Annotated in this window: 30 protein-coding genes, 1 pseudogene and 1 riboswitch; of the genes and pseudogenes, 21 read left to right on the forward strand and 10 right to left on the reverse strand. The window is 68.1% G+C overall.

All coding sequences use genetic code 11. The features are described from left to right. From ACFU5M_RS28675 to ACFU5M_RS28735, 13 genes and pseudogenes are all read left to right on the forward strand, one after another. Positions 1-184: pseudogene (locus ACFU5M_RS28675) on the forward strand (hypothetical protein); the annotation flags it as partial. Between the two features lie 155 nt (positions 185-339). Further along, positions 340-1,272: a Rossmann-like and DUF2520 domain-containing protein gene (locus ACFU5M_RS28680; RefSeq protein ID WP_379054011.1), complete on the forward strand. Its 933-nt coding sequence runs from the start codon at positions 340-342 to the stop codon at positions 1,270-1,272. After that, entirely contained in the window at positions 1,272-2,252 is a 981-nt protein-coding gene (gene panC, locus ACFU5M_RS28685; RefSeq protein WP_379054012.1) for a pantoate--beta-alanine ligase, read from the forward strand. Before ACFU5M_RS28680 ends, panC begins: the two co-directional genes overlap by 1 nt. A 14-nt stretch (positions 2,253-2,266) precedes the next feature. Further along, positions 2,267-2,686 carry an aspartate 1-decarboxylase gene (gene panD / locus ACFU5M_RS28690; RefSeq protein ID WP_063022203.1) on the forward strand — a complete coding sequence of 140 codons (420 nt, stop codon included), beginning with the start codon at positions 2,267-2,269 and terminating at the stop codon, positions 2,684-2,686. Between the two features lie 17 nt (positions 2,687-2,703). Further along, on the forward strand, positions 2,704-3,501 hold the full coding sequence (locus ACFU5M_RS28695; RefSeq protein ID WP_379054013.1) for a type III pantothenate kinase: 798 nt from the start codon (positions 2,704-2,706) through the stop codon (positions 3,499-3,501). A 181-nt stretch (positions 3,502-3,682) separates the two neighbouring features. Next, entirely contained in the window at positions 3,683-4,291 is a 609-nt protein-coding gene (locus ACFU5M_RS28700; protein WP_379054014.1) for a cysteine dioxygenase, read from the forward strand. A gap of 8 nt (positions 4,292-4,299) precedes the next feature. Then, positions 4,300-4,722 (forward strand): rhodanese-like domain-containing protein, encoded by a 423-nt coding sequence (locus ACFU5M_RS28705; protein WP_379054038.1) that lies wholly within the window; start codon positions 4,300-4,302, stop codon positions 4,720-4,722. Positions 4,723-4,982: 260 nt separating this feature from the next. Further along, a complete protein-coding gene (gene lysS, locus ACFU5M_RS28710; RefSeq protein ID WP_379054015.1) occupies positions 4,983-6,482 on the forward strand; it encodes a lysine--tRNA ligase in 1,500 nt (499 codons plus the stop codon). A gap of 115 nt (positions 6,483-6,597) precedes the next feature. Beyond that, positions 6,598-6,957: an Lsr2 family protein gene (locus ACFU5M_RS28715; protein ID WP_040864538.1), complete on the forward strand. Its 360-nt coding sequence runs from the start codon at positions 6,598-6,600 to the stop codon at positions 6,955-6,957. A 204-nt stretch (positions 6,958-7,161) separates the two neighbouring features. Continuing rightward, positions 7,162-7,785 carry an FHA domain-containing protein gene (locus tag ACFU5M_RS28720; protein WP_379054016.1) on the forward strand — a complete coding sequence of 208 codons (624 nt, stop codon included), beginning with the start codon at positions 7,162-7,164 and terminating at the stop codon, positions 7,783-7,785. A gap of 125 nt (positions 7,786-7,910) precedes the next feature. After that, positions 7,911-8,486, forward strand: coding sequence for a DUF1772 domain-containing protein (locus tag ACFU5M_RS28725; RefSeq protein WP_379054017.1), 576 nt, complete (start codon positions 7,911-7,913; stop codon positions 8,484-8,486). Between the two features lie 89 nt (positions 8,487-8,575). Next, positions 8,576-9,517, forward strand: coding sequence for an esterase/lipase family protein (locus ACFU5M_RS28730; protein WP_379054018.1), 942 nt, complete (start codon positions 8,576-8,578; stop codon positions 9,515-9,517). A 302-nt stretch (positions 9,518-9,819) separates the two neighbouring features. Beyond that, the gene (locus ACFU5M_RS28735; protein WP_379054019.1) at positions 9,820-12,375 is read left to right on the forward strand and encodes an ATP-dependent Clp protease ATP-binding subunit; all 2,556 of its coding nucleotides are present in this window, start codon (positions 9,820-9,822) and stop codon (positions 12,373-12,375) included. Here ACFU5M_RS28735 and ACFU5M_RS28740 read toward each other — a convergent pair. The 4 genes from ACFU5M_RS28740 to ACFU5M_RS28755 form a co-directional block, all read right to left on the reverse strand. After that, positions 12,266-12,754 (reverse strand): LLM class flavin-dependent oxidoreductase, encoded by a 489-nt coding sequence (locus tag ACFU5M_RS28740; RefSeq protein ID WP_379054020.1) that lies wholly within the window; start codon positions 12,752-12,754, stop codon positions 12,266-12,268. The genes ACFU5M_RS28735 and ACFU5M_RS28740 overlap by 110 nt on opposite strands. Beyond that, positions 12,751-12,930, reverse strand: a complete 180-nt coding sequence (locus tag ACFU5M_RS28745; RefSeq protein WP_379054021.1) for a hypothetical protein — start codon at positions 12,928-12,930, stop codon at positions 12,751-12,753. Before ACFU5M_RS28745 ends, ACFU5M_RS28740 begins: the two co-directional genes overlap by 4 nt. A gap of 297 nt (positions 12,931-13,227) precedes the next feature. Continuing rightward, a complete protein-coding gene (locus ACFU5M_RS28750; RefSeq protein ID WP_379054022.1) occupies positions 13,228-13,920 on the reverse strand; it encodes a response regulator in 693 nt (230 codons plus the stop codon). Between the two features lie 36 nt (positions 13,921-13,956). Further along, positions 13,957-15,777: a histidine kinase gene (locus tag ACFU5M_RS28755; RefSeq protein ID WP_379054023.1), complete on the reverse strand. Its 1,821-nt coding sequence runs from the start codon at positions 15,775-15,777 to the stop codon at positions 13,957-13,959. 497 nt (positions 15,778-16,274) lie between these two features. Here ACFU5M_RS28755 and ACFU5M_RS28760 point away from each other — a divergent pair, with 497 nt between their 5' ends. Beyond that, positions 16,275-17,177, forward strand: a complete 903-nt coding sequence (locus ACFU5M_RS28760; protein WP_379054024.1) for an ABC transporter ATP-binding protein — start codon at positions 16,275-16,277, stop codon at positions 17,175-17,177. Then, the gene (locus ACFU5M_RS28765) at positions 17,174-18,037 is read left to right on the forward strand and encodes an ABC transporter permease (protein WP_379054025.1); all 864 of its coding nucleotides are present in this window, start codon (positions 17,174-17,176) and stop codon (positions 18,035-18,037) included. Before ACFU5M_RS28760 ends, ACFU5M_RS28765 begins: the two co-directional genes overlap by 4 nt. A 67-nt stretch (positions 18,038-18,104) precedes the next feature. Here the strand turns inward: ACFU5M_RS28765 and ACFU5M_RS28770 are convergent, their stop codons facing one another. Next, entirely contained in the window at positions 18,105-18,716 is a 612-nt protein-coding gene (locus tag ACFU5M_RS28770; RefSeq protein WP_379054026.1) for a TetR/AcrR family transcriptional regulator, read from the reverse strand. A gap of 109 nt (positions 18,717-18,825) precedes the next feature. Between ACFU5M_RS28770 and ACFU5M_RS28775 the strand changes: the two genes are divergently transcribed. The 3 genes from ACFU5M_RS28775 (at position 18,826) to ACFU5M_RS28785 (ending at position 20,389) form a co-directional block, all read left to right on the forward strand. Continuing rightward, positions 18,826-19,473, forward strand: coding sequence for an FMN-dependent NADH-azoreductase (locus ACFU5M_RS28775; RefSeq protein ID WP_379054027.1), 648 nt, complete (start codon positions 18,826-18,828; stop codon positions 19,471-19,473). Between the two features lies 1 nt (position 19,474). Further along, the gene (locus ACFU5M_RS28780) at positions 19,475-19,795 is read left to right on the forward strand and encodes a DMT family transporter (protein WP_379054028.1); all 321 of its coding nucleotides are present in this window, start codon (positions 19,475-19,477) and stop codon (positions 19,793-19,795) included. A gap of 153 nt (positions 19,796-19,948) precedes the next feature. Beyond that, positions 19,949-20,389 carry an OsmC family peroxiredoxin gene (locus ACFU5M_RS28785; RefSeq protein ID WP_379054029.1) on the forward strand — a complete coding sequence of 147 codons (441 nt, stop codon included), beginning with the start codon at positions 19,949-19,951 and terminating at the stop codon, positions 20,387-20,389. 61 nt (positions 20,390-20,450) lie between these two features. Here the strand turns inward: ACFU5M_RS28785 and ACFU5M_RS28790 are convergent, their stop codons facing one another. From ACFU5M_RS28790 to mhuD, 4 genes are all read right to left on the reverse strand, one after another. After that, on the reverse strand, positions 20,451-20,933 hold the full coding sequence (locus ACFU5M_RS28790) for a hypothetical protein (RefSeq protein ID WP_379054030.1): 483 nt from the start codon (positions 20,931-20,933) through the stop codon (positions 20,451-20,453). 35 nt (positions 20,934-20,968) lie between these two features. Beyond that, positions 20,969-21,760 (reverse strand): CbtA family protein, encoded by a 792-nt coding sequence (locus ACFU5M_RS28795; protein WP_379054031.1) that lies wholly within the window; start codon positions 21,758-21,760, stop codon positions 20,969-20,971. After that, complete coding sequence (locus ACFU5M_RS28800; protein ID WP_379054032.1) at positions 21,751-21,945, reverse strand: CbtB-domain containing protein; 195 nt, start codon at positions 21,943-21,945, stop codon at positions 21,751-21,753. Before ACFU5M_RS28800 ends, ACFU5M_RS28795 begins: the two co-directional genes overlap by 10 nt. A gap of 29 nt (positions 21,946-21,974) precedes the next feature. Beyond that, positions 21,975-22,127: riboswitch (cobalamin riboswitch) on the reverse strand. Between the two features lie 80 nt (positions 22,128-22,207). Then, positions 22,208-22,522, reverse strand: a complete 315-nt coding sequence (mhuD, locus tag ACFU5M_RS28805) for a mycobilin-forming heme oxygenase MhuD (RefSeq protein WP_379054033.1) — start codon at positions 22,520-22,522, stop codon at positions 22,208-22,210. A 58-nt stretch (positions 22,523-22,580) separates the two neighbouring features. Between mhuD and ACFU5M_RS28810 the strand changes: the two genes are divergently transcribed. Further along, the gene (locus ACFU5M_RS28810) at positions 22,581-23,327 is read left to right on the forward strand and encodes an alpha/beta fold hydrolase (protein WP_379054034.1); all 747 of its coding nucleotides are present in this window, start codon (positions 22,581-22,583) and stop codon (positions 23,325-23,327) included. A 24-nt stretch (positions 23,328-23,351) separates the two neighbouring features. Here ACFU5M_RS28810 and ACFU5M_RS28815 read toward each other — a convergent pair whose 3' ends face one another. Then, positions 23,352-24,260, reverse strand: a complete 909-nt coding sequence (locus tag ACFU5M_RS28815) for an A/G-specific adenine glycosylase (protein ID WP_379054035.1) — start codon at positions 24,258-24,260, stop codon at positions 23,352-23,354. A 91-nt stretch (positions 24,261-24,351) separates the two neighbouring features. Here ACFU5M_RS28815 and ACFU5M_RS28820 point away from each other — a divergent pair, with 91 nt between their 5' ends. Then, on the forward strand, positions 24,352-24,975 hold the full coding sequence (locus ACFU5M_RS28820; RefSeq protein WP_379054036.1) for a carbonic anhydrase: 624 nt from the start codon (positions 24,352-24,354) through the stop codon (positions 24,973-24,975). A gap of 124 nt (positions 24,976-25,099) precedes the next feature. After that, the gene (locus ACFU5M_RS28825; protein ID WP_379054037.1) at positions 25,100-25,747 is read left to right on the forward strand and encodes a hypothetical protein; all 648 of its coding nucleotides are present in this window, start codon (positions 25,100-25,102) and stop codon (positions 25,745-25,747) included. Positions 25,748-25,790: the final 43 nt, after the last annotated feature.

The following is a 25,790-nucleotide window of genomic DNA, read 5'->3' on the forward strand; positions in this document are numbered from 1 at the left end:
CCCCGCTACGCGCCCGCAGCCGACCGAGGAACGGCCCGCGCGGCCGGCCTCCGCCCCCGCCATGGGCACGCCGAGCGCGCGCAGGCGACGGCGCGCCGAGAGCGACGACGAGACGCCGCAGCGCCGTCTCTCGGTGGCGGAGATCATGGCCAACCTGCAGTCCGAGGAGCGCGAACGCCGGTGACCGCGGCCGCCCCGTGTCCCCGCACTGCGGCCTAGATCACGCGGACACCCCGTGGCGGCGGCCGACCGCCTGCCGATATTCTCTTGGCGTACCGTCCGGTACCCGCATAGCGGGACTGGAACGACATCGAGAGGACAACGTTGACCTCGAGAAGCGTGAATTCCGACAACAACGCTGCTTCGGGCTACGACCCCGCGCCCGCACGCCTGACGGTGGGAATCGTCTCGGCGGGACGCGTGGGCTCGGCATTGGGCGCCGCGCTGGAGCGGGCCGGACACGTCGTGTTCGGCGTCTGCGCGATCTCCGACGTCTCGGTGCGCCGCGCCAGGACCCGGCTGCCCGATTCGGAGATCCTGCCGATCGAGCAGGTGGCCGCCCGCAGTGAGCTGCTGCTGCTCGCCGTGCCCGATACCGAGCTCCCCGGCCTGGTCCGTGGCCTGGCCGGCACCGGAGTCGTCCGGCCCGGCACCATCGTGGCGCACACCTCCGGCGCGAACGGCGTCGGTGTGCTCGCCCCCCTGGCCGAGCTCGGCGCTCTTCCGCTGGCGATCCACCCGGCGATGACCTTCACCGGCCACGACGAGGACGTGCCCCGGCTGGGCAACGCGTGCTTCGGTATCACCGCGGCCGACGAGGTCGGCTACGCCATCGCGCAGTCGCTGGTGATCGAAATGGGCGGCGAGCCGGTTCGCGTACCGGAGCAGCACCGGCCGCTGTACCACGCCGCGCTCGCGCACGGCAGCAATCATCTGGTGACGGTGATCGTCGACGCGGTGGCCGCATTGCGTGCCGCTCTGGCCGGTCCCGGCCTGATGGGTCAGCAACTGGTCGACGAGCAGCCCAACGGCCTGGCCGAGCGTCTGCTCGCCCCGCTTGCCTCGGCGGCGCTGGACAACGCGTTGCGCCGCGGCCAGTCCGCGCTGACCGGTCCGGTCGCCCGCGGCGACGCCGACGCGGTGGCCGCGCACTTGGCGGCGTTGACATCGGTCGATTCCCGGCTGGCCGAGGCGTATCGCGCGCTGTCGCTGCGCACCGCTGAGCGGGCAGGCACCGCCCCCGCCGTCATCGAGCTGCTGGAAGGACGCTGATGTTCGACCCGAAATTGCGCGGTGCCTACCGGCCCGGCGTGCTCACCGTGCACCACGATCCCGCGGTGCTCGGTGCGGTGTCCGCCGCCCTGCGCGGCGTCGGCCGCACCGTCGCGCTGGTGCCGACCATGGGCGCGCTGCACGAGGGCCACTTGGAGATCGTGCGGCTGGCCAAGCGGACCAATCAGGTCGTCATCGTGTCGATCTTCGTCAATCCCCTGCAGTTCGGGGCGAACGAAGACTTGGACAAATACCCCCGCACGCTGGACGCCGACGTCGAGCTGTTGCGCGCGGAGGGCGTCGAGCTGGTGTTCGCGCCGAGCGTGTCCGACATGTATCCGGACGGTCCGCGCACCACGGTGCACCCCGGTCCACTCGGCGCCGAGTTGGAGGGCGCGAGCCGGCCGACACATTTCGCGGGCATGCTCACCGTGGTCGCCAAACTGCTGCAGATCGCGCGGCCGACCGAGGCGTTCTTCGGCGAAAAGGATTACCAGCAGCTCACCCTGATCCGGCAGATGGTCCGCGATCTGAATTTCGACGTCCAGATCACTCCGGTGGTCACCGTTCGCGAGCCCGACGGCTTGGCCCTTTCCTCGCGCAACCGCTATCTCGACCCGGTGCAGCGCGAGGCGGCGCTTGCCCTGTCGGCCGCGCTGTCGGCGGGCAAGCACGCGGGTGGGCTCGGCGGCGACGCGGTTCGCACGGCCGCCCGCCAGGTGCTCGACGCCGCGACCGGCGTGGACGTGGACTACCTGGAGCTGCGCTCGTCCACCCTGGGCCCTGCCCCGGCCACCGGCAACGCGAGGCTGCTGATCGCGGCCAGGGTCGGCCCGACCAGGCTCATCGACAACATCGCCATCACCCTCGGCGCTCCGATCGACGGCCACCCCACCGTCACCGGGTCGCAGCCCGCCGTGGACTCCTCCCAGCCTGTCGCGGCGGTGTCCGACCCCGCCGTCCTTCCTCCCGCGAACTAGAAAGGTTCGACGCAATGCTGCGCACCATGATGAAGTCGAAGATCCACCGTGCCACCGTGACGCACGCCGACTTGCACTATGTCGGCTCGGTCACCGTGGACCAAGACCTGCTCGATGCCGCCGACCTGCTGGAAGGCGAGCAGGTCTGCATCGTGGACATCGACAACGGTGCTCGCCTGGAGACCTACGTCATCGCCGGTGAGCGAGGTTCCGGGGTCATCGGGATCAACGGCGCCGCGGCTCACCTGGTGCACCCGGGCGACCTCGTCATCCTGATCGCCTACGGCCAGCTGAACGAGCAGGAGCTCGCCGAATACGACCCCAAGGTGGTATTCGTCGACGAGCGCAACCGCCCGGTCGAGCTCGGCTCCGACCCGGCGCACGCGCCGGAGGGCTCGGGCCTGACCTCGCCGCGCTCGCTGTCGTTCGTCTGAGGAGCGGCGACCAGGACATGCTGCTGACCATCGATGTCCGCAACACGAGTATCGAACTCGGCCTGTTCTCCGGGTCGGGGGAGCATTCGAAACTGGTGCGGCACTGGCGAATGCACACCAATCCGTTGCTGACCGCCGACGAATTCGCCATGCAGGTGCGCGGGTTGGTCGGCGCGCAACTGGACGAGGTGATCGGCGTCGCCGCGCTTTCCACGGTGCCGCCCGTGCTGCGTGAACTGCGCGGCATGCTCGGCCAATATTGGGGACACGTTCCGCATGTGCTGGTGGAACCCGGTGTGCGTACGGGGATTCCGCTGTTGGTGGACAACCCGAAAGAAGTCGGCGCGGACCGCATCGTCAATTGTCTGGCCGCCTACCAGCGCTATTCCGCGCCCGCGATCGTCGTCGATTTCGGTACCGCGATCTGTGTGGACCTGGTGTCGAAGAAGGGCGAGTTCCTCGGCGGGATCATCGCGCCCGGGGTGGAGATCTCGACCGAAGCCCTGGTGGAACGTAGTGCGCTGCGGCGGGCGGAGTTGGCCAGGCCACGTTCGGTGCTGGGGAAGAACAGCATGGAATGCATGCAGTCCGGCGCGGTTTTCGGTTTCGCCGGACTGGTGGACGGCCTGATCGATCGGATTCGCGACGAGTTCGACGCCTTCGCGGGTGACGATGTCGCGGTGGTGGCCACCGGAGCCACCGCTCCGCTGATCGTCCCGGAATCCGAAACGATCGATGACCACGATCCGCACCTCACGCTGACCGGCCTGCGACTCGTATACGAACGCAACCAGCGGCGCAAGGGAAGTGTCTGATATGCGCGGTGTCGGATTTGTCGCAGGCCGGGCACTTGTCGACACCGCGCCGTGTGCTGTTAAACTCGCTCTCGTGACTTTCTACGCGAGCACCCAGGAGTGTTGTCGAGGCTGACGTGCCTCGACCGATCGAGGCTGAGTTCCCGCCCTCGACCGTTCTCATCCTCCTGGAGATTCGCTCATGCGTTCCTCTGTCCTTTCCCTTTCCTCCGCGCGTACCGCGCTGTCGGCCACTCCGCCGGTGGAACGCTCGGTGGCGCCCGCCCTGCCCACCCGGCTGCGCCCGGCCGATCTGCTGCGACTGACCGACGAGGGCGCCGAAGACGTACTGGCCGGGCGATACGACCATTTATTTCCCGCCGGTGGGAATTGGCCGGAAAATGAGCGCTGGGCGACCAGGCTGCTTTCCGACGACGAGGTCGACGTCTGGCTGATCAGCTGGACGCCTGGCAAGTCGACCGAGTTGCACGACCACGCCGGGTCGCTCGGCGCGCTCACCGTGCTCAGCGGTGCGCTCTCCGAATATCGTTGGAACGGAACGGAACTGCGTGGCCGCACGCTCGCGGCGGGTGACCAGGCCTCGTTCCCGATCGGCTGGGTGCACGACGTCATGCGCGCGCCGGCCGCCGTGCCCGGCGCCGTCGAATCCGCGGGCCCGCTCGATCCCACGCTGAGCGTGCACGCCTATTCCCCGCCGCTCACCGCCATGTCGTATTACGAGGTGACCGGCCACGGCACCCTGCGGCGCACTCGAACCGTCCTCACCGACCAGCCCGAAGGTGATATGTGATGACCCGTTTGACCATCGATCAGATGCTCGAGAACGCACGGGACCGACTCGACCGGATCTACGCCTTCGAATTGCCGGAAGCCATCGAGCGCGGCGCCATTCTGGTGGATATCCGGCCCCAGGCGCAACGCGGACGTGAGGGCACCTTGCCCGGCGCACTGGTGATCGAGCGGAATGTCCTGGAATGGCGGCTCGACCCCACCAGTTCCGCCCGCCTGGCGCTGGCCGCCGATCACGACGTGGAATGGATCGTCGTCTGCTCCGAGGGATATACCTCCAGCCTGGCCGCCGCCGCGCTGCAGCAACTCGGGCTGCACCGGGCGACCGATCTGGTGGGCGGCTACCAGGCGTTGAAGGCGGCCGGGCTGTTGCACGTCGCCGTCGGGGCCCCGCACTTCGCGCGCGAGGCCGAGGCGCTCGCCTCGCTGTAATTACCGCCGACACTTCCATCTCGAAATAGCCGGGCGCTCAGGTGTTTTCGCTCACCGCATGATGCGCACCGGCTATTTCGCGTCTGTACGACGTCGGCGCGGACATCCCGGGCGGGGCGTCGCATCGATACCGTTTCGTTACTCCGGGCCGGAGTCCGGGCGGCCCGCAAAACGATTTCCGGTGCACGCTAGGGTTGTTCGATGTGAGCACCCCGAACTCTGCATCTTCCAGCGCATCGACAACGGATTCGCGGCCTGCCGTGTCGCCGGCCGCCGACGATGCCCCGGAGCAGATACGGATTCGCCGGGAGAAGCGGGAGCGGTTGCTAGCGGCCGGTGGCGAGGCCTATCCCGTCGTCGTGCCGCGTACCCATACCCTGGCGGAAATTCGGGCCGCATATCCGGACCTCGCCGCGGACACGGCCACCGGGCAAGAGGTGGGCCTCGCGGGGCGCGTCATATTTCTGCGTAATACGGGCAAGTTGTGTTTCGCGACACTGCAGGAGGGTGACGGTACCAAGCTGCAGGCGATGATCAGCCTGAACGGGGTCGGCGCGGACGCCCTCTCCGCCTGGAAGACCGATGTCGACCTCGGAGACTTCGTTTTCGTGCACGGTGAGGTCATCTCCTCCCGAACCGGGGAACTGAGCGTCATGGCCGATTCCTGGTTCATGGCTGCGAAGGCCCTGCGGCCGCTGCCGGTGGCGCACAAGGAGATGAACGAGGAATCGCGGGTCCGGCAGCGTTATGTCGACTTGATCGTGCGTCCCGAGGCCAGGGAAATGGCTCGTACCCGTATCGCCGTGGTGCGCGCGCTGCGCAACGCGCTCGAGCGCAGAGGCTTCCTCGAAGTGGAGACGCCGATGCTGCAGACGCTGCACGGCGGCGCCGCGGCCCGGCCGTTCGTCACCCGTTCCAATGCCCTCGATATGGACCTCTACCTGCGCATCGCGCCCGAACTGTTCCTGAAGCGCTGCGTGGTCGGCGGCTTGGAGCGGGTCTTCGAGGTCAACCGGAACTTCCGGAACGAGGGCGCGGACTCGACGCATTCCCCCGAGTTCGCGATGCTGGAGACATACCAGGCATACGGCACCTATGACGACTCGGCGGTGATGACCCGGGAATTGGTGCAGGAAGTGGCGCAGGAGGCGTTCGGTACCCAGGTGGTGACCCTGGCCGACGGCACCGAATACGATCTCCGTGGCGAGTGGGCCACCGTCGAGATGTACCCTTCGCTGTCGGATGCGCTGGGTGTGCAGGTCACTCCGGAAACGTCGGTGGCCGAATTGCGCGCACTCGCGGATCGGGTCGGTCTGGAAATTCCGGAGGGCAAGGGCTACGGCCACGGGAAACTCGTCGAGGAACTCTGGGAACACCAGTATGGCGACAAGCTGTACGCGCCGACTTTCGTGCGCGACTTCCCGGTGGAGACATCCCCGTTGACCAGGCAGCATCGCACTACGGCAGGTGTCACGGAGAAGTGGGATCTCTATGTGCGCGGCTTCGAGTTGGCCACGGGCTATTCGGAGTTGGTTGACCCGGTGATCCAGCGCGAGCGGTTCGTCGATCAGGCCCGGCTCGCCGCGCAGGGTGACGACGAGGCGATGGTGCTGGACGAGGACTTCCTCGCGGCGATGGAGCACGGCATGCCGCCGACGACCGGAACGGGTATGGGAATCGATCGGTTGTTGATGGCGCTCACGGGATTGGGAATCCGAGAAACGATACTGTTCCCAATTGTGCGTCCGGTCACCAGGTGACCACTGGATTGCAAAGCAGCGACTCCGTCTTGGAATTTCCGGAATTCGGGGTATTCTTGCCTCGGGTAATCGGCCTAGTATGCGGGTCGCACGATTTCGAGAGGACGTTCATCTCATGGCAAAGAAGGTCACCGTTAGCCTGATCGACGATGTCGACGGTGAGTCCATCGCAGACGAGACCATCGAGTTTGCGATCGACGGTGTGTCGTACGAGATCGACCTGTCGTCGGCAAATGCGGCGAAGCTGCGCGACGGTTTGGAGGAGTGGGTTTCGAATGCGCGCCGGGTGAGTGGCCGGCGCCGGGTCAAGGCTGCCGCGGCCGCCGCGGGCACTCCGAAGAGCCGGGTCTCCATCGATCGGGAACAAAGCGCCGCAATTCGGGAGTGGGCGCGTCGGAATGGACACAAGGTGTCCGCACGGGGCCGCATCTCCGCCGACATCACCGACGCGTACAACAAGGCCGCGAAGGGTTAGTTCTTTTTCGGCCGCCGTCCCGGCGAATCGTGCGACGTCGGGGCGGCGGTCTTGTTTGTGATAGGGCTTCGATATGGCAGCGAGACCGGATCACACGGTGGCCCGTCCCGGCAGGTGAATCGATCTTGCTCGCGGTACCGGGACGCGGCACCATGGAAGCGTGCGACGGTCACTGGCGGTATGGAGAGGTGAGGTATCGGCGCAGTGACAGGATTCGTCGGATCATTCTTGCGGTTCACCGATGACACCGGTCGGCAGCAGGAGTTCACGCTCACGCCCGATCGCGGACGCGTCACGATCGGCCGCTCCCCGCATGCCGATCTCGCTCTGAGCTGGGACGCTGAGGTCTCCCGGCTGCACGCGGCGGTCGAGTACCTGGGTGCGCACTGGACCATCGTGGACGACGGACTCTCCCGCAACGGCACCTTCGTCAACGGCGACCGGCTGGTCGGCCGCCGCAGGCTGATGGCGGGCGACGTCATCCGGGTCGGCACCTCGCGGGTGTCGTTTCACGACTTCGGCGGCGTGTCCGACGACATCACCCGTACCTCCACCGGCTCGATACCCACCGCGCGGTCGCTCACCGAGACACAACGCTCGGTCCTGGTCGCACTGTGCCGCCCGTACAAGCACGGCGCCGGTTTCGCCACTCCCGCCTCGAATCAGCAGATCGCCGAGGAACTGTTCCTCAGCGTCGACGCGATCAAGACCCATCTGCGCGCCCTGTTCGCGAAGTTCGGGGTGGAGGATCTGCCGCAGAACCAGAAACGGGTGCGATTGGCGGGACTGGCCATGCAGAGTGGGCTCATTTCCGATCGGGACCTGTGAGACCTTCACCGTAGACGCTCGCTCGAGTCATCGAGCTTCTCGGCCATGGAGAGCCATGGCGGCAACGGGTTGACTCGGAGACACAGCCGGAGCCACTCCGGCCGGTTTCCGAGCAGGAGGAATTCATGACCGCCACACGTCTGGCCGCATTGGTGCTCGCCACGCTGGCGACGGGCCTGATCGCGGGCCTGTTCTACGCCTACGCCAATTCGGTGATGCCCGCGCTGGCCCGCACCGACGATCGCGCCATGATCGACGTGATGCAGAAGATCAACGTGGTGATCATCAATCCTTGGTTCATGATCGCGTTCCTCGGCACGGTGGGGTTCACCGTCCTTGCGGCGGCGCTGCACCTGGGGCGGGAGCACCGGAGCACGCTGATCTGGATCGTGCTCGCGCTGGTGCTCAACGTGATCGCCTTCGGGGTGACCTCCGGGTTGAACGTCCCGCTCAACGACCAGCTGGCCGCCGCGGGCGACCCCGGTTCGATCACCGATCTCGCCGCGGTGCGCGCGGACTTCGAAGCGGCCTGGGTTCGGTGGAACATCGCGCGCGGCGTCTTCCACACGCTGGCCTTCCTGGCGCTGTGCGGTGCCCTGTTCGTGGCGGGCATCCAGCAGGGTAAGGCCTCCGCCGCCGCGGCGACGCCGGGTCGGGCGGCCTCGGGTCAGTACGCCGCGCCCGCCTTCGGTCAGAGCTAGTTTCCGCAACGACCCGCCGGAATCTGCTCCGTCTGGGCCACTTCGTGCGGTAGCTTCCCCGGAAGACGAGACCGGACCGGGAGGCTATCGTGCGGCGTGTCCCAGGCTTTTCGTTGTTCATCGTTCTGCTCGCAGCCGTGTGTGCCACCGCGGGCGCGGCACAGGCCCAGGAGCGATATCCGGTCTCCTACAACTTCTTCGCGGGCATCCCCGCCGAACTGGCCAACCCGGGCGGTTCGCTGCCCGGCACCAACGACTGGTCGTGCCGGCCCGGCTCCGCGCATCCCAACCCCGTAGTGCTCGTGCACGGAACGGGAGGTGGCGCACAGACGAATTGGGGCGTGTACGCGCCGCTGCTGGCCAACGAGGGCTACTGCGTGTACTCCTCCACCTTCGGCGCCTACGACCTGCCCTGGCCCGCGTCGGCCATCGGGGGCATGCTTCCGATCGAGCAGAGTGCGGCCCAGCTCGCGGCTTTCGTGGACCGGGTTCGCGCCGCGACCGGCGCGGCCGAGGTCGATCTCATCGGCCACTCCCAGGGCAATTTCATCGGCAACTACTTCGTCAAACGGCTCGCGGGCGCGGGCAAAGTGGACAAGATGGTCGGACTGGCTCCGCCCTGGCTCGGCTCGAACGCCTACGGCATGGCGGACCTGAACGCGTTCGGCACGCGCCTCGGCCTCGGGCCGGTGTTCGACGCCGTGGCCGGATCGCCGTGCAACGCCTGCCGCCAGGTGCTGCAGGGGTCGGAGTTCGTGCGCACGCTCAACGCGGACGGTGTCTACCACCCCGATGTGGCCTACACCAATATCGCGACCGTGCTGGACGAGCTGGTGGTTCCGTACACCTCCGGGTTGGTGACCGGGCCCCGGGTGACGAATATCGTGGTTCAGGACGGGTGCACGACGGACTACTCTGGTCATACGGGCATAGCGGGCAGCCAAAGGGCCGCGACGTACGTGCTCAACGCGCTCGATCCCGCGCATCAACGCCCGGTGCCCTGCGGTTTCGTCGATCCGTACACGGGGTAGGCAGCCGAGGTCGGACGTGTGCGGCGGAGTGTGCGGCGGAGATCCGGTCGGCGGACGGTTTGTTCGCTGAGGGCAAAACCCGGCCGGAAACGAATCCCGCGGCGCTCACGTTATGAGTGAATGACCGTGCTGTCGCCGGTCGGCAATAGGGTGGACCGGCGGCGGTGGCATCCCCCGCCAACTAGAGTGGAGGCGGGGGCCGCAACCCCCGGGCTTCATGGCAGGCTGACGCCCACGGTTGTTGTACACAGCACACTGCGGCGTCTGTTGCCAGAATGTCGGAGCAGGAGAGTGAGGGAGCGATGTTCGAGAGGTTCACCGACCGCGCGAGGCGTGTCGTTGTCCTGGCCCAGGAAGAGGCCCGGATGCTCAACCACAACTACATCGGTACCGAGCACATCCTGCTGGGGCTGATTCACGAGGGTGAGGGCGTCGCGGCCAAGTCGCTGGAGTCGCTCGGCATTTCGCTGGAAGGCGTGCGCAGCCAGGTGGAGGAGATCATCGGCCAGGGCCAGCAGGCCCCGTCCGGTCACATCCCCTTCACCCCGCGCGCCAAGAAGGTGCTGGAGCTGAGCCTCCGGGAAGCGCTGCAGCTCGGCCACAACTACATCGGCACCGAGCACATCCTGCTCGGCCTCATCCGTGAGGGCGAGGGCGTGGCGGCCCAGGTGCTGGTGAAGCTGGGCGCCGATCTCAACCGTGTGCGCCAGCAGGTCATCCAGTTGCTGTCCGGGTACCAGGGCAAGGAACCGGTCGAGTCCGGTTCGCGCGGCGAGGCGGGCACCCCGTCCACCTCGCTGGTGCTCGACCAGTTCGGTCGCAACCTGACCCAGGCCGCGCTCGAAGGCAAGCTCGACCCGGTCATCGGCCGCTCGAAGGAGATCGAGCGCGTCATGCAGGTGCTCAGCCGCCGCACCAAGAACAACCCGGTGCTGATCGGCGAGCCCGGCGTCGGCAAGACCGCCGTCGTCGAGGGGCTCGCGCAGGCCATCGTCAACGGCGAGGTCCCCGAGACGCTGAAGGACAAGCAGCTCTACACCCTCGACCTGGGTTCCCTGGTCGCGGGCAGCCGCTACCGCGGTGACTTCGAAGAGCGCCTGAAGAAGGTGCTCAAGGAGATCAACACCCGCGGCGACATCATCCTGTTCATCGACGAGCTGCACACGCTGGTCGGTGCGGGCGCCGCCGAGGGCGCCATCGACGCGGCCTCGATCCTGAAGCCCAAGCTGGCCCGCGGCGAGCTGCAGACCATCGGCGCGACCACCCTCGACGAGTACCGCAAGTACATCGAGAAGGACGCCGCCTTGGAGCGCCGGTTCCAGCCGGTGCAGGTGGGCGAGCCGACGGTGGAGCACACCATCAACATCCTCAAGGGTCTGCGCGACCGCTACGAGGCGCACCACCGCGTCTCCATCACCGACGGTGCGCTGGTGGCCGCCGCGACCCTGGCCGACCGCTACATCAACGACCGGTTCCTGCCGGACAAGGCGATCGACCTGATCGACGAGGCGGGCGCGCGGATGCGCATCCGTCGCATGACCGCTCCGCCGGACCTGCGCGAATTCGACGACAAGATCGCCGAGGCGCGCCGGGAGAAGGAGTCCGCGATCGATGCGCAGGACTTCGAGAAGGCCGCGCGGCTGCGCGACAAGGAGAAGCAGCTCGTCGCCAAGCGGGCCGAGCGGGAGAAGCAGTGGCGCTCGGGTGATCTGGATGTCGTGGCCGAGGTCGACGACGAGCAGATCGCCGAGGTGCTGGCGAACTGGACCGGTATCCCGGTGTTCAAGCTCACCGAGGAGGAGACGACCCGTCTGCTCCGCATGGAAGACGAGCTGCACAAGCGGATCATCGGCCAGGAGGACGCGGTCAAGGCGGTCTCCAAGGCCATCCGCCGCACCCGTGCCGGCCTGAAGGACCCGAAGCGTCCGTCCGGTTCGTTCATCTTCGCCGGGCCGTCCGGTGTCGGTAAGACCGAGCTGTCCAAGGCGCTGGCGAACTTCCTGTTCGGCGACGACGACGCGCTCATCCAGATCGACATGGGCGAGTTCCACGACCGCTTCACCGCCTCGCGGCTGTTCGGTGCCCCTCCGGGCTACGTCGGCTACGAGGAGGGCGGCCAGCTCACCGAGAAGGTGCGCCGCAAGCCGTTCTCGGTCGTGCTGTTCGACGAGATCGAGAAGGCCCACCAAGAGATCTACAACACCCTGTTGCAGGTCTTGGAGGACGGCCGTCTCACCGACGGCCAGGGCCGGACCGTGGACTTCAAGAACACGGTGCTGATCTTCACCTCGAACCTCGGTACCTCGGACATCTCGAAGGCCGTCGGCCTGGGCTTCACACAGAGCAATGCCGAGGGCTCGAACTACGAGCGGATGAAGCTCAAGGTCAACGACGAGCTGAAGAAGCACTTCCGGCCGGAGTTCCTCAACCGCATCGACGACGTGATCGTCTTCCACCAGCTCACCACCGACCAGATCGTCCAGATGGTGGATCTGATGATCAACCGCGTCGCCAAGCAGCTGAAGAACAAGGACATGGCGATCGAGCTCACCGAGAACGCCAAGAACCTGCTGGCCAAGCGTGGCTTCGATCCCGTGCTCGGTGCCCGGCCGCTGCGCCGCACCATCCAGCGCGAGATCGAGGACCAGCTGTCGGAGAAGATCCTCTTCGGCGAGATCGGCCCCGGCCAGACCATCTCGGTCGACGTCGAGGGCTGGGACGGCGAGGGCTCCGGCGAGGACGCCAAGTTCACCTTCTCCGGTAAGGCGAAGCTGACCAAGGCGCAGACCGAAGAGAAGCCGGAAGTCGTGCTGACCGGCGCGACGGAAGGCTCCACCGAGGCTGCCTCGGGCGAGTAAGTCGTAACCTAAGAAGCCCGTGCCTACCGTAGCGGTGGGCACGGGCTTCTTCGTATCCCGGCGGTGGCGCCGGGACAGGAACTCTCGTCACTGAACTGGGCGTGGACCAACTCGGCCAGTTCCGCCTCCGTGGCGCCGGGCCCTGCGGCTCCCGCGCCGTGGCGGCGGGGGTGCGCAGCGGTGCGGCCAGGACGTTCGGACGCAGTCGAATGGACGTGGTGACGGCAGCCGCCGCGGCGAGGACCGGGAACGGCGAGGGAGTGAACCGGGTGTCGGGAAGCAGAAGGGTCCGGTAACCCTGCCGTTCGACGGCGGCTGCTTCGCGCGCCCAGGCGGCTCCCGAACGCGGGGTGAGAACGATTCCGAAGGTCATGCTCATGGGTGGGATCTCCCGTCTGTGAAGGTTCGCCGCTGCCGCCGCGCGAACACCAGCACCGCCACGACGGTCAGCGAGAACAGCACGGAAAAGATCCAAAAGAACGGCCAGGGGTGCCACCCGCCGTCGTAGTGGTCGGCCAGGAAACCCACGGCCTCGGGTCGAGTGAAAATATTCATGCCGAAAAGACTGCGCCGAAGGGCCTATCGGGGCATCGGCCGTGCGTCGTCAGTCGGAATACGCTCGGTTACGTACGCACAGAGCGGCCGACGGTGTCCGTTATTAATTAACTAATTATTTGCTGAATGTCATTCGATCGGAAAAATGTGGTTCGCTGAAAAATTGCCGTCCGTTGATATCGAGCGGTCGGATGGTGTCTCACCAGGCCGTCGTGGCTAGAAGGCCGATCGAGAATTATTCGCTACTGCTACTGCTACGGCGCCGTCCCGCCGGCCGGCATGGCGACCGAGGGCGACTCACTGCCAGCCGGGGCGGACGAGCCCACATTCATAGGCCATGACCACCAGCTGGGTGCGATCCCTGGCGTGCAGTTTGGTGAGGATGCGGCTGACATGGGTGCGGGCGGTCGCGGGGCTCATGTAGAGGCGTTCACCGATTTCGGCATTGGTGAGACCCTCGGCGACCAGGGTCATCACTTCGCGTTCGCGGTCGGTGAGCTCGGCGAGGGTGGCGGCGGGCGGTGTCTTCGCACGTGCGGAGAATTCCGCGATCAGCCTGCGGGTCACACCGGGGGAGAGCAGCGCGTCACCCGCGGCGACCACACGGACCGCACGAACCAGATCGGCCGGCTCGGTGTGCTTGACCAGGAAACCGGTCGCGCCGGAGCGCATTGCCTCGAAGACGTATTCGTCCAGCTCGAAGGTGGTCAGCACGACTACGCGCACGTCGGCCAGCCGGGGATCCTCGGCGATCATGCGGGTGGCGGCCAAGCCGTCCAGAATCGGCATGCGGATGTCCATCAGGACCACGTCGGGCCGCAGGCCGCGGGTCATGCGCACGGCCTGCTCGCCGTTGTCCGCCTCGCCCACCACGTCGATGCCGTCCTGGGCATCCAGCAACGCGACGAAACCGCCGCGCACCAGCGCCTGGTCGTCGGCCACCAGCACCCGGACACTGCCGGACGGGGCGGGATCGTGGTGGTCGTGCATCGGGTCTCCTCTGCCGTGGGGCCGCGCGTAGTCCTCTCAGCGCTGCGCGCGACCGGCCGAGGTGCTCGGTCGCTCGGCCGCGTCGGCGGGGCGGCTCGGCGTCGCGGGCGACTCGGTCTCGCTCGAGCGGGCGGTGCTCGTCGCCGTTGATTCCGCCACCTCGGTACTCGTCGGCGACGTGCCGGACCCCGCCGCACTCTGCTCCGGCGTACCCGCTGCCGTTTCGTCCAGCACCGGTCCTCTCCCGGTCGAGGCGCTGCGCGTCGACGTGCTCGCTGTCGCGGTGTGCTGTTCCGGCGTGCCTGATGTCGTGCTGCCCTGCACCGGTCTTCTTGTCGAAGCGCTATGTGTCGACGTTGTCGCAGTGTCCTTTTCCGGCGCGCCTGATGCCGTGCTGCTGCGCGCCGGTCCGCTCGCTGTCGTGGTGCCGGGTGTGGACTTGCTCGCTGTACGAGGATCCTGCTCGGTCGCGTCCGAGGCCATGCCGGTCCGCGATGGTCTTCTCGCTGTCGTGGCGCTGCGCGGCGACGTGCCCCCGATAGCCGGGTCCTGTTCCGGCGCTGCTGAAGCCGTCTTGCTCTGGGCCGGGGTGGCCGGTGCCGTCGAGCCGGCCTCCGCTCCGGGTTCGGGCGCGCGCGTGGGCAGCCGGGCCGCGACCCGGAAACCGCCGCTGGGGCGCGGACCCGCGGTGAGGGCGCCGCCGAGGGCGTGGGTGCGCTCGCGCATGCCGATGATGCCGTTGCCGCCGCCGGTGCCGGAACGCGAAGGGGCACCGGTGGGGCGGGTGTTGTCGACGGTGATGTCGACCGAGTCCGGGGCGTAGCGCACGGTCACCGTGGCGTCGGCACCGGGTGCGTGCCGCAGCACGTTGGTCAGTGACTCCTGGATGATCCGCACCGCCGCCAGGTCGATGACGCTGGGCAGCTGCTGCGGGGTGCCGAGCACCCGTGTGCCGACCGTGAGGCCGGTGGTGCGCGGACGCAGCAGCAGATCGTCCAAGTCGCTGATGCTCGGCGCGGGGGTACGCGGAGCGGGAGGCGGCTCGACCTCTGCCGCCGAATCCTGTTCGAGGTCGTCGTCGCGACGCGAAGCCTGCTCGGCCACAGCCGAATTCCGGTCTTTGCGCGCGGTGCGGCGGGCACGGCGGCGACCGGACTCCTCCGTGTTCGCGTCGGCCGTGGCCGGTTGGTCGTCGGGCGTCGCGGTGCCGGAGCGGATCGTGTGCAGGAGCGCGTGTACTTCGGCGAGTGCGTCGCGACTGGCGTTCTTGATCGTCGTGAGCGCCGTCTCCGCCTGCTCCGGGCGTTTGTCGAGCAGTTCCAGCGCCACCGAGGATTGCACATTGATCATCGACAGACTGTGCGCCAGCACGTCGTGCAGCTCACGCGCGATGGCGAGGCGCTCCTCGCTGGCGCGCCGCTCGCGCTGCGCCTCCTCGTCCCGGCGCGCCGACTCGGCGCGCTGCCTGCGGGCGACGAGCACGGCCTTGCGCTGCCGGATTCCTTCGGCCACCAGCAGCAGTACGGTCAGCCACGCCATCAGCGCGAAAACCTGCCACACGTTGGCGGGGTGGCCCAGCTGCGCGGGCAGCGGCCAGACCAGCGCCAGATACCCGAGCGGGACGAGTGGATAAGTCCACCATCGTGATCCGCTGCTCGCGGCGGTCAAGAAGGCGATGACCAGCGAGACGAAGATCGGGCCGTACCCGTAGCCCCGCAGAAAATAGGCGAGACACACGGCGAGAACGACGATCAGCACGGGCAGCGGCTGCGCGCGTCGCCGGATCAGCGCCACGGGCCCGGCCAGCAGCAGCAGGTAGCCGAGCACGTCGAGAGAGTGCACCCCGGTCTGCCGCATATTCGCGAAGGTGCCTCCGACAACCTGAACCGCGGCCACGACGAGCGCGACTCCCCAGTCCAAGCCGACCGAGCTCCGATCCGTAATCCCTGCCACCCGCACCCACGTAGCCTATGCGGCTCGGTCGAGATTCGACGTCCGCCTGGCAACGTATTTCGCGAGAATTGCACCGATTCGGCTTTTCGTGGGGAGTGCGGTCCGAGAGGAAAGCCCGCCGCGCCCACCGCCTGCGCTGATCTGGCACCTGATCCGATACGGCTGTATTGCGTGAGCCGTGGGCGATGAGCCCTGAGCCGTGAGCCGTGAGCCGTGAGCCGTGAGCCGTGAGCCGTGAGCCGTGAGCCGTGAGCCGTGAGCCGTGAGCGGTGAGCCGGGGGCTGGGGACGGTGGGCTCTGAGCGGTGGGCCGTGGGCGATGACCCATCGTCCTGATTACGTATGCCGAACATCGCCCGGCGACGGATGCCCGCACCAGGGGCGGCGGCGGATTCTCGGTGCATGACAGATTCGATCGTGGTCACCCGAGGGTTGACCAAACGCTACGGGGAGCACATCGCTGTCGACGATGTGAGCATGAGCGTCGCGTCCGGCGAGATCTACGGCTTCCTCGGCCCGAACGGCGCGGGCAAGACCACCACACTGCGCATGCTGGCCGGTCTGATCCGTCCCAGCGAGGGCACGGCGACGGTCGCGGGGCATCGTCCCGGCGATCCCGCGGTGGTCCGGCGGATCGGCGTGCTCATCGAGGGCCCGGGCTTCTACCCCTACCTCTCCGGCCGGGACAACCTGCGGGTGCTCGCCGCGTATCGCCGACTCGGCCTGCCGGAGGTCGAGGACGCACTCGAACGAGTCGGGCTGGCGGGCCGCGCCGAGGACAAGTACCGCACCTACTCGCTGGGCATGAAACAGCGCCTCGGTGTGGGCGCCGCATTGCTCGGCAGTCCCGACCTACTTGTTCTGGACGAGCCGACCAATGGTCTCGACCCCGCCGGGATGGCCGAAATACGGGAGCTGATCACCGCTTTGGCCGCCGAGGGGCACACGGTGCTGCTGTCGAGCCACATGCTGAGCGAAGTCCAGGCGATTTGCGACCGGGTCGGCGTGATCTCGCAGGGCAGGCTGCTCGCCGAAGCGACGGTCGCGCAGTTGCGCGGCGGTTCGTCGCTGGTGGTGCGGGCCGACCCGGTGGAGGTGGCCCTGTCCGCGGTGCGACGGCTGGTGGGCGAACGTTCGGCGCTGCTGACCGCGAGCGGTATCCGAGTCGAGCCGGACACCGTCACCGCGCCCGCCGTGGCGCGCGCGGTAGTGGCATCGGGCGCGGACCTGCTCGAGCTGCGGGTGGAGGAGAAGTCGCTGGAGGAAGTGTTCTTCGAGATGACGCGATGGGAGGCCGCGCGATGAACGGCATGGCAATCCGCGACCTGGTCGCGAGCACGAAGGCGGAAATGCTGCGGCTGCGGAAGTGGCCGGCGTTCTGGATCGTGCTCGGCACGTGGCTTCTGCTGAATCTGACGTTCGCCTACCTGTTCAACTATCTGGCCTACACCTCCGGGGAATCGAGCCGGATGTCCAACGGATTGCCGCGCGAGGTGTTGCTACAACAGATGCTGCCCGCCGCGGTGCCCGAAGTGTTCACCCAAGGCATGGCGATGTTCGGCGGCGCGCTGATGCTCATCCTGGGCGCCGTGGCCGTCGGCAGCGGATACGGCTGGGGGATCTGGAAGACCGTATTCACTCAGGGGCCTTCGCGTGTGCAGGCGGTCGCCGCGGTGGTGGTGAGTCTCGCGGTTGTGGTGGTGGCGCTGGTGTGCACGGCGTTCGTGGTCGACCTCTCCGTCGCCGCGCTGATCGCGGCTTCCCGCTCGCAGGCCCTCACGCCACCGGATCTGAGCCGGTCGCTGCTCGGAATCCTCACCGGCGTGGTAATTCTCGGCATGTGGACGCTGGCGGGTGCGCTGATCGGCGCGATCGCCCGTGGGCCCGCGCTCGCTGTGGGGCTCGGCCTGGTCTGGGTGCTGGTGGTGGAGAACCTGTTGCGCGGCGTCGCCGGCATCTTCGCGCCGATCGAGGTGATCACCGATCATCTGCCCGGCACCGCGGCCGGATCGCTGGCGGGGGCGATGCGCACCGTCGACGGGCCCGCGACGCCCGGTGTGCTGCACGTGCTGTCGCGCAGCGAGTCATCGGTCGCGCTGGTGGCTTACGCGCTGCTGTTCGCAGGCGGCACGATCTGGCTGATGCGCAGACGCGATCTGGTGTGACACGTTGGGGCGAAACCGCCGGTGGAGCGCTGTCCACCAGCGGTTTTCACGGACTCGATCGGCCTGCTCACCCGCGCCCGAGAACGGTTTCGGCGATCATTCGGAGCGCGTCGGTGATCTGGCCGGAAGTCAGGCCGCGCTCGCGTTGCTGCCGATAGACCTCGGCGGCCAAGGGTGCGAGGAGCGGGTCGACGAGCGCGTCCGGCTCGTGAATACCCGCTGCCAGCAACAGGGCTCGCACGTGTGCGTACCAGAATTCGTAAGCGCCGGTGGCGAAGCGGGCTCCGCCGATTTCGGCGCCGAGCACCAGATGCGCGTGCGCGTCCAGCAATTCGACCATCGCGGCGTAGAACGCGGCCAGCCTTTGCGCCGCGGGAGCGCCGGGACCGAGCGGGGGCGGGCCGGAAAGCAGTTTAGCTTGCAGCGCTCGCTCGTGTTCGTCCAGTAAGGCCACCGCGACCGAGTTGATGTCCGGATAACGCCGATACAGGGTGCCGCGGCCGACACCGGCGGCCTTCGCGATGTCGTCCATCGTCACCGTGCGGGGGTCGCGGGTGGCGAACAACTCCGCGGCGGCGGAGAGCACTTTGGCTCGGTTGCGGGCCGCGTCCGCTCGTTCCGGCGACGCTACCGACCGGCCCGGCGTCGTGCCGGAGAGCAGGTCGATTCGGGGTTCCATGCCGCGACTGTAGCCGATTTCCGGATAACTGGACAATCTGTCCGAATCGGCCGTATGGTGAACTTCGATGAAATCGGACAATGTGTCCACTTAGTTCGGAGGTCAGATCATGAGGACGCTGTTGCACCTCGACGCCAGCGCGCGGCCGCAGTCGATCAGTCGGGAACTGAGCGCTGCTTTCGCCGACGCCTGGCGCGCACGTCATCCGGATGGCGGCTATCACTACCGCGACCTGGCGGCCGAGCCGGTGCCGTTCATCGGGGCGGCGTGGACCGAGCTGTGCGACGCCGTGCTGGCGCTGCCGAGCACAGACCCGGAACGGCTCGGTGATTTGGTTCAGACCCCAGAGCAGGCCGCCGCGTGGACTATCATCGAGCCGCTGCTGGCCGAGTTGCTCGCGGCGGACGTGATCCTGATCGGCACGCCGATGTACAACTACTCGATCCCGGCCTCCCTCAAAGCATGGCTGGACCAGGTGACCTTTCCGCGATTGTCGCTGGGGCACCGGAGGTTCGTCGTGACGAGCGCGCGCGGCGGCGCCTACTCGCCCGGCGCCCCGAAAGCGGCCTACGACTATCAAGAGCGATTCCTGCGGGACTTCTTCGCGGGCCATTTCGCCGTGTCCGACACCGTTTTCGTGCATGCGGAACTAGCCAATTCCCGCCAGGACCCCGCACTGGCGCACCTGCGCGCCGAGCACGACGCGTCCTACGCCCGCGCTTCGACCGCCGCGCGCGCTCTGGCCGGGGAGTACTGAGGTGAACTGGGTAGTTCTTTCCGTCGCCGGACTGGTGGAGATCGCCTGGTCGCAGAGCATCAAACCGACCGAGAATTTCACCAGACTCGTTCCGACCCTGGCCTGCGTCGTTCTCGGCGTCACGGCCGTATACCTGCTGTCGCGCGCGATGCAGACGTTGCCGGTCGGCACCGCCTACGCGGTCTTCACCGGCATCGGCGCGCTCGGCGCGATCTCCCTCGGCATCGTCGTTCACAAGGACCCGCTCAGCGCGGGCCGACTCCTGGCGCTCGGCTTGATCCTCGGCGGCATCGTGCTGGCAAGGATCACGAATCCGGAATGACGGTGCGGAATCGCCTGCGGGTCGGTGGTTTCCGCCCAGACGCCCGGCGGGTGCCAGCGGTGCGACGCGATCGGCGAACCGGTGGGCCGGGACGTGACGGCCGGGGTAGGTTTCCTGCTGAATCGTCAAACGATCATCGGCGAAAGGACCGTGATGCCCACACGTACCGCGCGTACCGCTTGGACCGGCACCCTCCAGGAGGGTTCGGGACAGGTCGAACTGGCCAGTTCGGGGGTCGGTAAGTACGACGTGTCGTTCCCCAAGCGTTCCGCCGAGGACGCCGACGGCACCACCAGCCCGGAAGAATTGATCGCGGCCGCGCACTCCTCCTGCTACGCGATGGCACTGTCGGCGCAGATCGGCAACGCGGGTGGCACCCCGGAGAACCTGGACGTCACCGCCGACGTGACCCTCGGCCCCGACCCGGCGGGCGGCTTCCGGATCACCGGGATCAAGTTGACCGTTCGCGGTCGCGTCTCGGGCATCGACGCCGACGCCTTCCATGCCGCCGCCGAGGCCGCCAAGGCGGGCTGCCCCGTCAGCAAAGCCCTCGCCGGCGTCGACCACATCACGCTGGACGCGGCTCTCGCTTGATGCTCCGCACCGCTTCGTGCCCCGCAGCATCGACACAGGCGGGGCGCGAAGCGAGTGCCTGTCAGCGCTTGCGAAAGTAGCGCCGGGCGGGACGGGTATAGAGCGCCGGGACGGCGACCAGCACGGCTGAGACATGGACGGTGCGCAGAGCGGCCAGTAGCAGGGATGCGGGTCCGGCATCTCGGAAGAGGTCGCGCAGTTCGTTCGCGGACATGGCCGCGGCGAGCGGCTCGATGACCAGCGACAACAGGCCGAATCCGCCGATGCCGACGGTGATCAGGAGGCGGGCCCAGCGGTCGCCGTGGAGCATGCGCACCGCGACGGCCAGCACCACGAGGTAGATCGCCGTGCGCACACCCAATCCGGTGGCCGAACTCGCCGCGTCGGTTTCGGGGAAAGCCCGGGCGGCCCGGACGATCCCCTCGGCGGCTCCCGCGAGCACAGCGGCCACCAGAGCGACGAACGCGACGCGGACGGCGCGCGGCGGTCCAGCGGGGTGGACATGCGGCGATGCGGGCCAGACGGAAAAGGCAGTGCCGATCATGGGACCGACACTGCCTCAGTACTTACGGACGCGAATCACCCCGCGGTAGCGGCGGCCACCGGTACCGGAGTATCGGTGCGCGTCGCGAACTCCGTGAGCGCCGCGAAGCCGAGACCCAGGCAGGCCCACAGGGTCGCGGTCTCCGCCAGCGACGCCACCCGGAACTGCCAGAGCAGGGTGGCCGGGAAGGTCGCGCTCACCTCGTCCACGCCGGGCAGCAGGATGTAGCCGAGCGCCGTCACCAGTACGAACGCCGCGATGCCGCCGATCAGCCGGAATGTGGGAAGTTGGGCGCGCAGCGCCGTGAACACCGCTACCGCCGCGCCGACGGCCACGAGACCCAGCACGACAGCTGCCAGCCACAGCAGGGTTCGCTCGTTGATGGTGTCCGGATCACCCACCGCCGGAGGGTTCGCGGGGTACTTGAAGAACGGCACCGCGACGATCGCTGCCCAGCCCGCGATGCCGAGCGCGAGTGCGAGCCGTGGTCCGGACAGTGCGGTGTAGCGCCGCGCGAAATGCGCGACCGAGGCGTAGATGGCGCCGAGCGCGAGCCCGGCCAGCCCGAGCGCGAGGAACTGCCCGAATTTCTGGCCGCCGCGGCTCACCAGCGGTTCTTCCTCGTCACCGTGGGAATGCCCGGCTGGTGATTCCGCGTGCTCACCATGGGTGTGCTCGGCGGTGGACCCCGCTTCCTCGATCGCGATGGCGGCGTCCACCTTCGATTCGCCGACGAAGTAACCGACTGTCGCGGCCAGCAGCCCGGCGATCAAGCCGGCCAGCAGGCCGCGGAGCAGCAGTGTTCGGAGCGAACCGATCAGTGGCACGGGAGCCCCAGCAGGTGGCGTCCATCGTGCATCAACTCATGCAGATACATCCCGCCGCGCGAGATGACACCCTGGTCGAAGCCGACCAGGTAGAGCGTGAGCAGTGCGAGAAGAACGACACCGACCGTGACGAGCACGGTGGCCAGGGAATCGGTTGCCCGGCTGGGTGAATGCGCGATGGCCATTCGAGTCCTCCTTGGGATACGCGTCCCGGCGGGTGGTGGCGCGACGGTGCCGGTGTCTGGCTTTCCGGCACCGGACTCGGTGCGTGGAACACAGTGGCGCGACCGCTCCGGAATCTCACCGGCATTACCGCGTCACCCTCGCGTTTGTCCTTCGAACTGTGACACCCGCGCACCCCCCGCGTCAACCGGGTCCGGCACGGGCGTACCACGGCGTCGGGCGAGTCGCCGGGCAGGCGGACCCGCCCGGCGGTAGGCGCCCGGCTCAGTTCGCCGGCTTGGCCTCGACGTCGAGCACGACCTCGAACTCGAGCAGGGACGCACCCGTCGAGACCGGCTTCCGATGCTCGCCCGCGTGCGCCTCACGCGCGGGGCCGTCCCGCCAGGCCGCGAAGGACTCTTCCGAATCCCACTGGGTGACAACGAAATACCGCTTCTCACCGGCAACCGGGCGGAGCAGCTGGAAGCCGAGGAAGCCGGGGGAGCCCTCGACCGCGTGCGCACGGTGGGCGAACCGCTTCTCCAATTCGGGGCCCGCGCCCTCGGGAACCTCGATCGCGTTGATCTTCACAACAGCCATGCGTCCAAGCTAGCGGCTGCGGCCGAGCAGACGCTCGGTACCTCGTATTGTCGAGTCGATGTTGCACGACGAAGGCGGAGCGGGCGCGCCGATCCTGCTGCTGCACGGACTGATGGGCAGCGCGCGCACTTGGCGCGATCAGCTGGGCTGGCTGCGCGGATACGGCCATGTCTACACCTTCGACGCCGCGGGTCACGGCAGGCCCGCGCCCGAGGAGCTGACCACCGAGGCCTTCGTCGCGGACCTGGCCGCGGGCACCGCCGCGATCGGCGAGCCGATGGTGGTGATCGGCCATTCGATGGGTGCGCTGCACGGCTGGGTGTTCGCCGCGACCCACCCCGATCGGGTCAAGGCGCTGGTGATCGAAGACATCGCGCCGGACTTCACCGGCCGCACCGCCGCGCACTGGGCGGCGATGATCGAGGCGTGGCCGCAGCCGTTTCCCGACGACGAGGCCGTGCTGTCGTTCTTCGGGCCCGTCGCGGGCCGGTACTTCCTGAACTCCTTCGAGCGCGGGCCGGAGGGATACCGGCTGCACGGATCGGTCACCACCTTCCGCGATATCTCCGAGGAGTGGGGAACGCGCGACTTCTGGCGGCATTGGCATGCGGTGCGGGTGCCCGCCCTGCTGCTGGAGGGCGAGCACAGCATCACGCCGTCGGGGCAGATGCGGCGGATGGCCGCCGCCCATCCGGGCGCCGACTATGCCTTGGTCCCCGGCACGGGCCACCTCGTGCACGACGATCAACCGCAGCGCTACCGAGTGGAGGTCGAGCGCTTCCTGCGGCGGGTGCTGGGAAGCTGAGGATTGCGGCGGGACGGTACCGGGTCAGCCGGGGTGCCCGCCCTCGCCCGCCAAGGCGAACAAGCCCTCGGGTGTCTGTTCGATCAGGCCGTCCACCAGCAGTGAGTCCAGGGCTCGGTCGCGCTGGCCAGGGTCGCGGGTCCAGGCGAGATCCAGGCGTATCCGTTCCACCGGCCCGCTGGCATGCCGCAGGACGTCCAGCAGGCGACCGCGCGCCTGGCGGTCGGTGCCCTCGTACTTCTGGGTGCGGCGGACCACGTCGCTCACCGGCCTGCCCGCGGCGACCCACGCGCAACTCGGCAGAGGGCACCGCGTGCAATCGGGGGTGCGGGCGGTGCACACGGTCGCACCGAGTTCCATCAAGGCGGCGGAGAACACCGCGGCGCGGTCGACCTGGAGCGGCAGCAGCGCCTCGGTGTCGGGGAGATCCCGCGACGAAGGGTTGCCCGCTTCCGCGCGTCCGTGCACCGCCCTGGCGACCACCCGGCGGACATTGGTGTCCACCACCGGAACTCGTTGACCGTAGGCGAAACAGGCGACGGCGCGCGCGGTGTAGGCCCCGATGCCGGGCAGCCCGAGCAGCACCTCCACCTCGGTGGGCACCTCGTCACCGTGCTCGGCAGCCAGCACCCTGGCGCACTCGTGCAGCCGCAGCGCGCGGCGCGGATAGCCGAGCTTTCCCCAGGCGCGCAGGACTTCGGCCTGCGAGGAGGCGGCCATCGCCGAGGGCACCGGCCAGCGCGCCACCCACTCCCGCCAGATCGGTTCGACGCGCACGACCGGGGTTTGCTGCAACATGATCTCGCTCATCAGAATCTGCCACGCCGTGACGCCCGGCCTGCGCCACGGCAGATCGCGCGCCGTCTCCCCGTACCAATCCAGCAACGTGTCCGCGTCGATGCTCTTCGGTGCGCCGTTCCGCACTGCCCTCACTATCCCCGTCCTACTGCTGCCAGGCGGTATTTGCCCACCTGTAACCGGTCGAACTCGCTGGTAACCGCAACCGTCCTGCACAATGGTCGGTATGCCGGATTCCAACCCGATCAGTGCCTGGAAGTCCCTGCGCGAAGGCAACGAGCGCTTCGTCAGTGGTGAACTGCTGCATCCTAGCCAGGGCGCCGCGGACCGGGCCAAGCTCGTCAGCGGCCAGCACCCGCACGCGATCTTGTTCGGTTGCGGCGACTCCAGGGTCGCCGCCGAACTCATCTTCGACCAGGGCCTCGGCGACATGTTCGTGGTGCGCACCGCGGGTCATGTGGTCGACAGCTCGGTGCTCGGCTCGATCGAGTACGGGGTACAGGTGCTCAACGTCCCGCTCATCGTAGTGCTCGGGCATGACAGCTGCGGCGCCGTGAAGGCCACCATCGACGCGCTGGACGGCGGCGAGGTCCCGGGCGGGTTCATCCGCAGCGTGGTCGAGCGGGTCACGCCGTCCATTCTGGTCGGGCGGCGCGAAGGCCTGTCCACCGTCGACGAGATGGAGGCCAGGCACGTGGTGGAGACCAGTCGCCTGCTCATGCAGCGGTCGATGATCATCTCGCAGCGGGTGGCGACCGGTGAGCTCGCCATCGCCTGCGTGACCTACAAGCTGGCCGAGGGCAAAGTGCAGCTGCACCGGGTCGTCGGCAACATCGGCGAGGTGGCCTGACACCACGACACGCCCGCCATCGGCCCAGCGTGCCGGCGGAATGTACTCGCCGCCGACAGGTGCGCACGGCCGACACGCCGTGCCCCTGAGACGGTGCGCCCGATGGTGCCCTTACCGTTGAGACGTGCTGGAACCGAATGGACCGCTGCCACCGGAGATCTACTGGCGTCGACGCGTGTTCGCCATCGGAATCCTGGTGGTCGCCCTGGCGCTGGTGATCTGGGTCGTGCTCGCGGTCGCGCGCGGGGGCGACTCGCCCGGCGGTACCCAGGCCGCCGGGTCCAGCTCGGTCGCGGCAAAGCCCGTGGACGCGGCGGCCAAGCCGTCGGGGGAGTCCGGCGCGCCGAAAACCTCCGCGGCGGCCACCAGCATCGCGGCGGGCCCGTGCCCGGACCAATCGCTAGCCATCAAAGTGACCGTCGAGCAGCCCACGTACAAGACCGGTGAGCAGCCGGTCTTCGGCATCGTCATCACCAACATCTCGGCGATGCCGTGCACCCGCGACATGGGCTCCGGCCTGCAACAAGTTTCGGTGCACACGCTGGACGGTCAGCGGCGCCTGTGGTCGAGCACCGACTGCTATCCGGACGGCCAGCCCGATGTTCGCACGATGAGTCGCGGTGAGCAGGCGGCATTCACGGTGACCTGGTCGGGCACCACGTCCCAGCCCAGCTGCGCGGGCGAGCGGGTTCAAGTTCCACCGGGGGCCTACAGCGTCGTCGCGCAACTCGGCTCGGTGCGCAGCATGGCCGAGCCGTTCAACATCGCTTGAGCTGTGCTGGTTTTTCCAGCGCCTGCGGCGCTGGGTGTTCGCG

The sequence above is a fragment of the Nocardia sp. NPDC057455 genome (assembly GCF_042802775.1).
In the GTDB taxonomy this organism is placed as follows: Bacteria; Actinomycetota; Actinomycetes; order Mycobacteriales; family Mycobacteriaceae; genus Nocardia.

What these genes read in the sequence shown, in the direction of transcription:
- ACFU5M_RS28800 (WP_379054032.1), bottom strand. Translation starts at nt 21,945, where the DNA reads ATGGCCATCGCGCATTCACCCAGCCGGGCAACCGATTCCCTGGCCACC.
- ACFU5M_RS28790 (WP_379054030.1), bottom strand. Translation starts at nt 20,933, where the DNA reads ATGATCGGCACTGCCTTTTCCGTCTGGCCCGCATCGCCGCATGTCCAC.
- panC (WP_379054012.1), top strand. Translation starts at nt 1,272, where the DNA reads ATGTTCGACCCGAAATTGCGCGGTGCCTACCGGCCCGGCGTGCTCACC.
- ACFU5M_RS28750 (WP_379054022.1), bottom strand. Translation starts at nt 13,920, where the DNA reads ATGCACGACCACCACGATCCCGCCCCGTCCGGCAGTGTCCGGGTGCTG.
- ACFU5M_RS28695 (WP_379054013.1), top strand. Translation starts at nt 2,704, where the DNA reads ATGCTGCTGACCATCGATGTCCGCAACACGAGTATCGAACTCGGCCTG.
- ACFU5M_RS28735 (WP_379054019.1), top strand. Translation starts at nt 9,820, where the DNA reads ATGTTCGAGAGGTTCACCGACCGCGCGAGGCGTGTCGTTGTCCTGGCC.
- ACFU5M_RS28725 (WP_379054017.1), top strand. Translation starts at nt 7,911, where the DNA reads ATGACCGCCACACGTCTGGCCGCATTGGTGCTCGCCACGCTGGCGACG.
- ACFU5M_RS28765 (WP_379054025.1), top strand. Translation starts at nt 17,174, where the DNA reads ATGAACGGCATGGCAATCCGCGACCTGGTCGCGAGCACGAAGGCGGAA.
- ACFU5M_RS28770 (WP_379054026.1), bottom strand. Translation starts at nt 18,716, where the DNA reads ATGGAACCCCGAATCGACCTGCTCTCCGGCACGACGCCGGGCCGGTCG.
- ACFU5M_RS28715 (WP_040864538.1), top strand. Translation starts at nt 6,598, where the DNA reads ATGGCAAAGAAGGTCACCGTTAGCCTGATCGACGATGTCGACGGTGAG.
- ACFU5M_RS28820 (WP_379054036.1), top strand. Translation starts at nt 24,352, where the DNA reads ATGCCGGATTCCAACCCGATCAGTGCCTGGAAGTCCCTGCGCGAAGGC.
- ACFU5M_RS28810 (WP_379054034.1), top strand. Translation starts at nt 22,581, where the DNA reads ATGTTGCACGACGAAGGCGGAGCGGGCGCGCCGATCCTGCTGCTGCAC.
- ACFU5M_RS28775 (WP_379054027.1), top strand. Translation starts at nt 18,826, where the DNA reads ATGAGGACGCTGTTGCACCTCGACGCCAGCGCGCGGCCGCAGTCGATC.
- ACFU5M_RS28755 (WP_379054023.1), bottom strand. Translation starts at nt 15,777, where the DNA reads ATGCGGCAGACCGGGGTGCACTCTCTCGACGTGCTCGGCTACCTGCTG.
- ACFU5M_RS28785 (WP_379054029.1), top strand. Translation starts at nt 19,949, where the DNA reads ATGCCCACACGTACCGCGCGTACCGCTTGGACCGGCACCCTCCAGGAG.
- ACFU5M_RS28700 (WP_379054014.1), top strand. Translation starts at nt 3,683, where the DNA reads ATGCGTTCCTCTGTCCTTTCCCTTTCCTCCGCGCGTACCGCGCTGTCG.
- ACFU5M_RS28740 (WP_379054020.1), bottom strand. Translation starts at nt 12,754, where the DNA reads ATGAGCATGACCTTCGGAATCGTTCTCACCCCGCGTTCGGGAGCCGCC.
- ACFU5M_RS28745 (WP_379054021.1), bottom strand. Translation starts at nt 12,930, where the DNA reads ATGAATATTTTCACTCGACCCGAGGCCGTGGGTTTCCTGGCCGACCAC.
- panD (WP_063022203.1), top strand. Translation starts at nt 2,267, where the DNA reads ATGCTGCGCACCATGATGAAGTCGAAGATCCACCGTGCCACCGTGACG.
- ACFU5M_RS28760 (WP_379054024.1), top strand. Translation starts at nt 16,275, where the DNA reads ATGACAGATTCGATCGTGGTCACCCGAGGGTTGACCAAACGCTACGGG.
- mhuD (WP_379054033.1), bottom strand. Translation starts at nt 22,522, where the DNA reads ATGGCTGTTGTGAAGATCAACGCGATCGAGGTTCCCGAGGGCGCGGGC.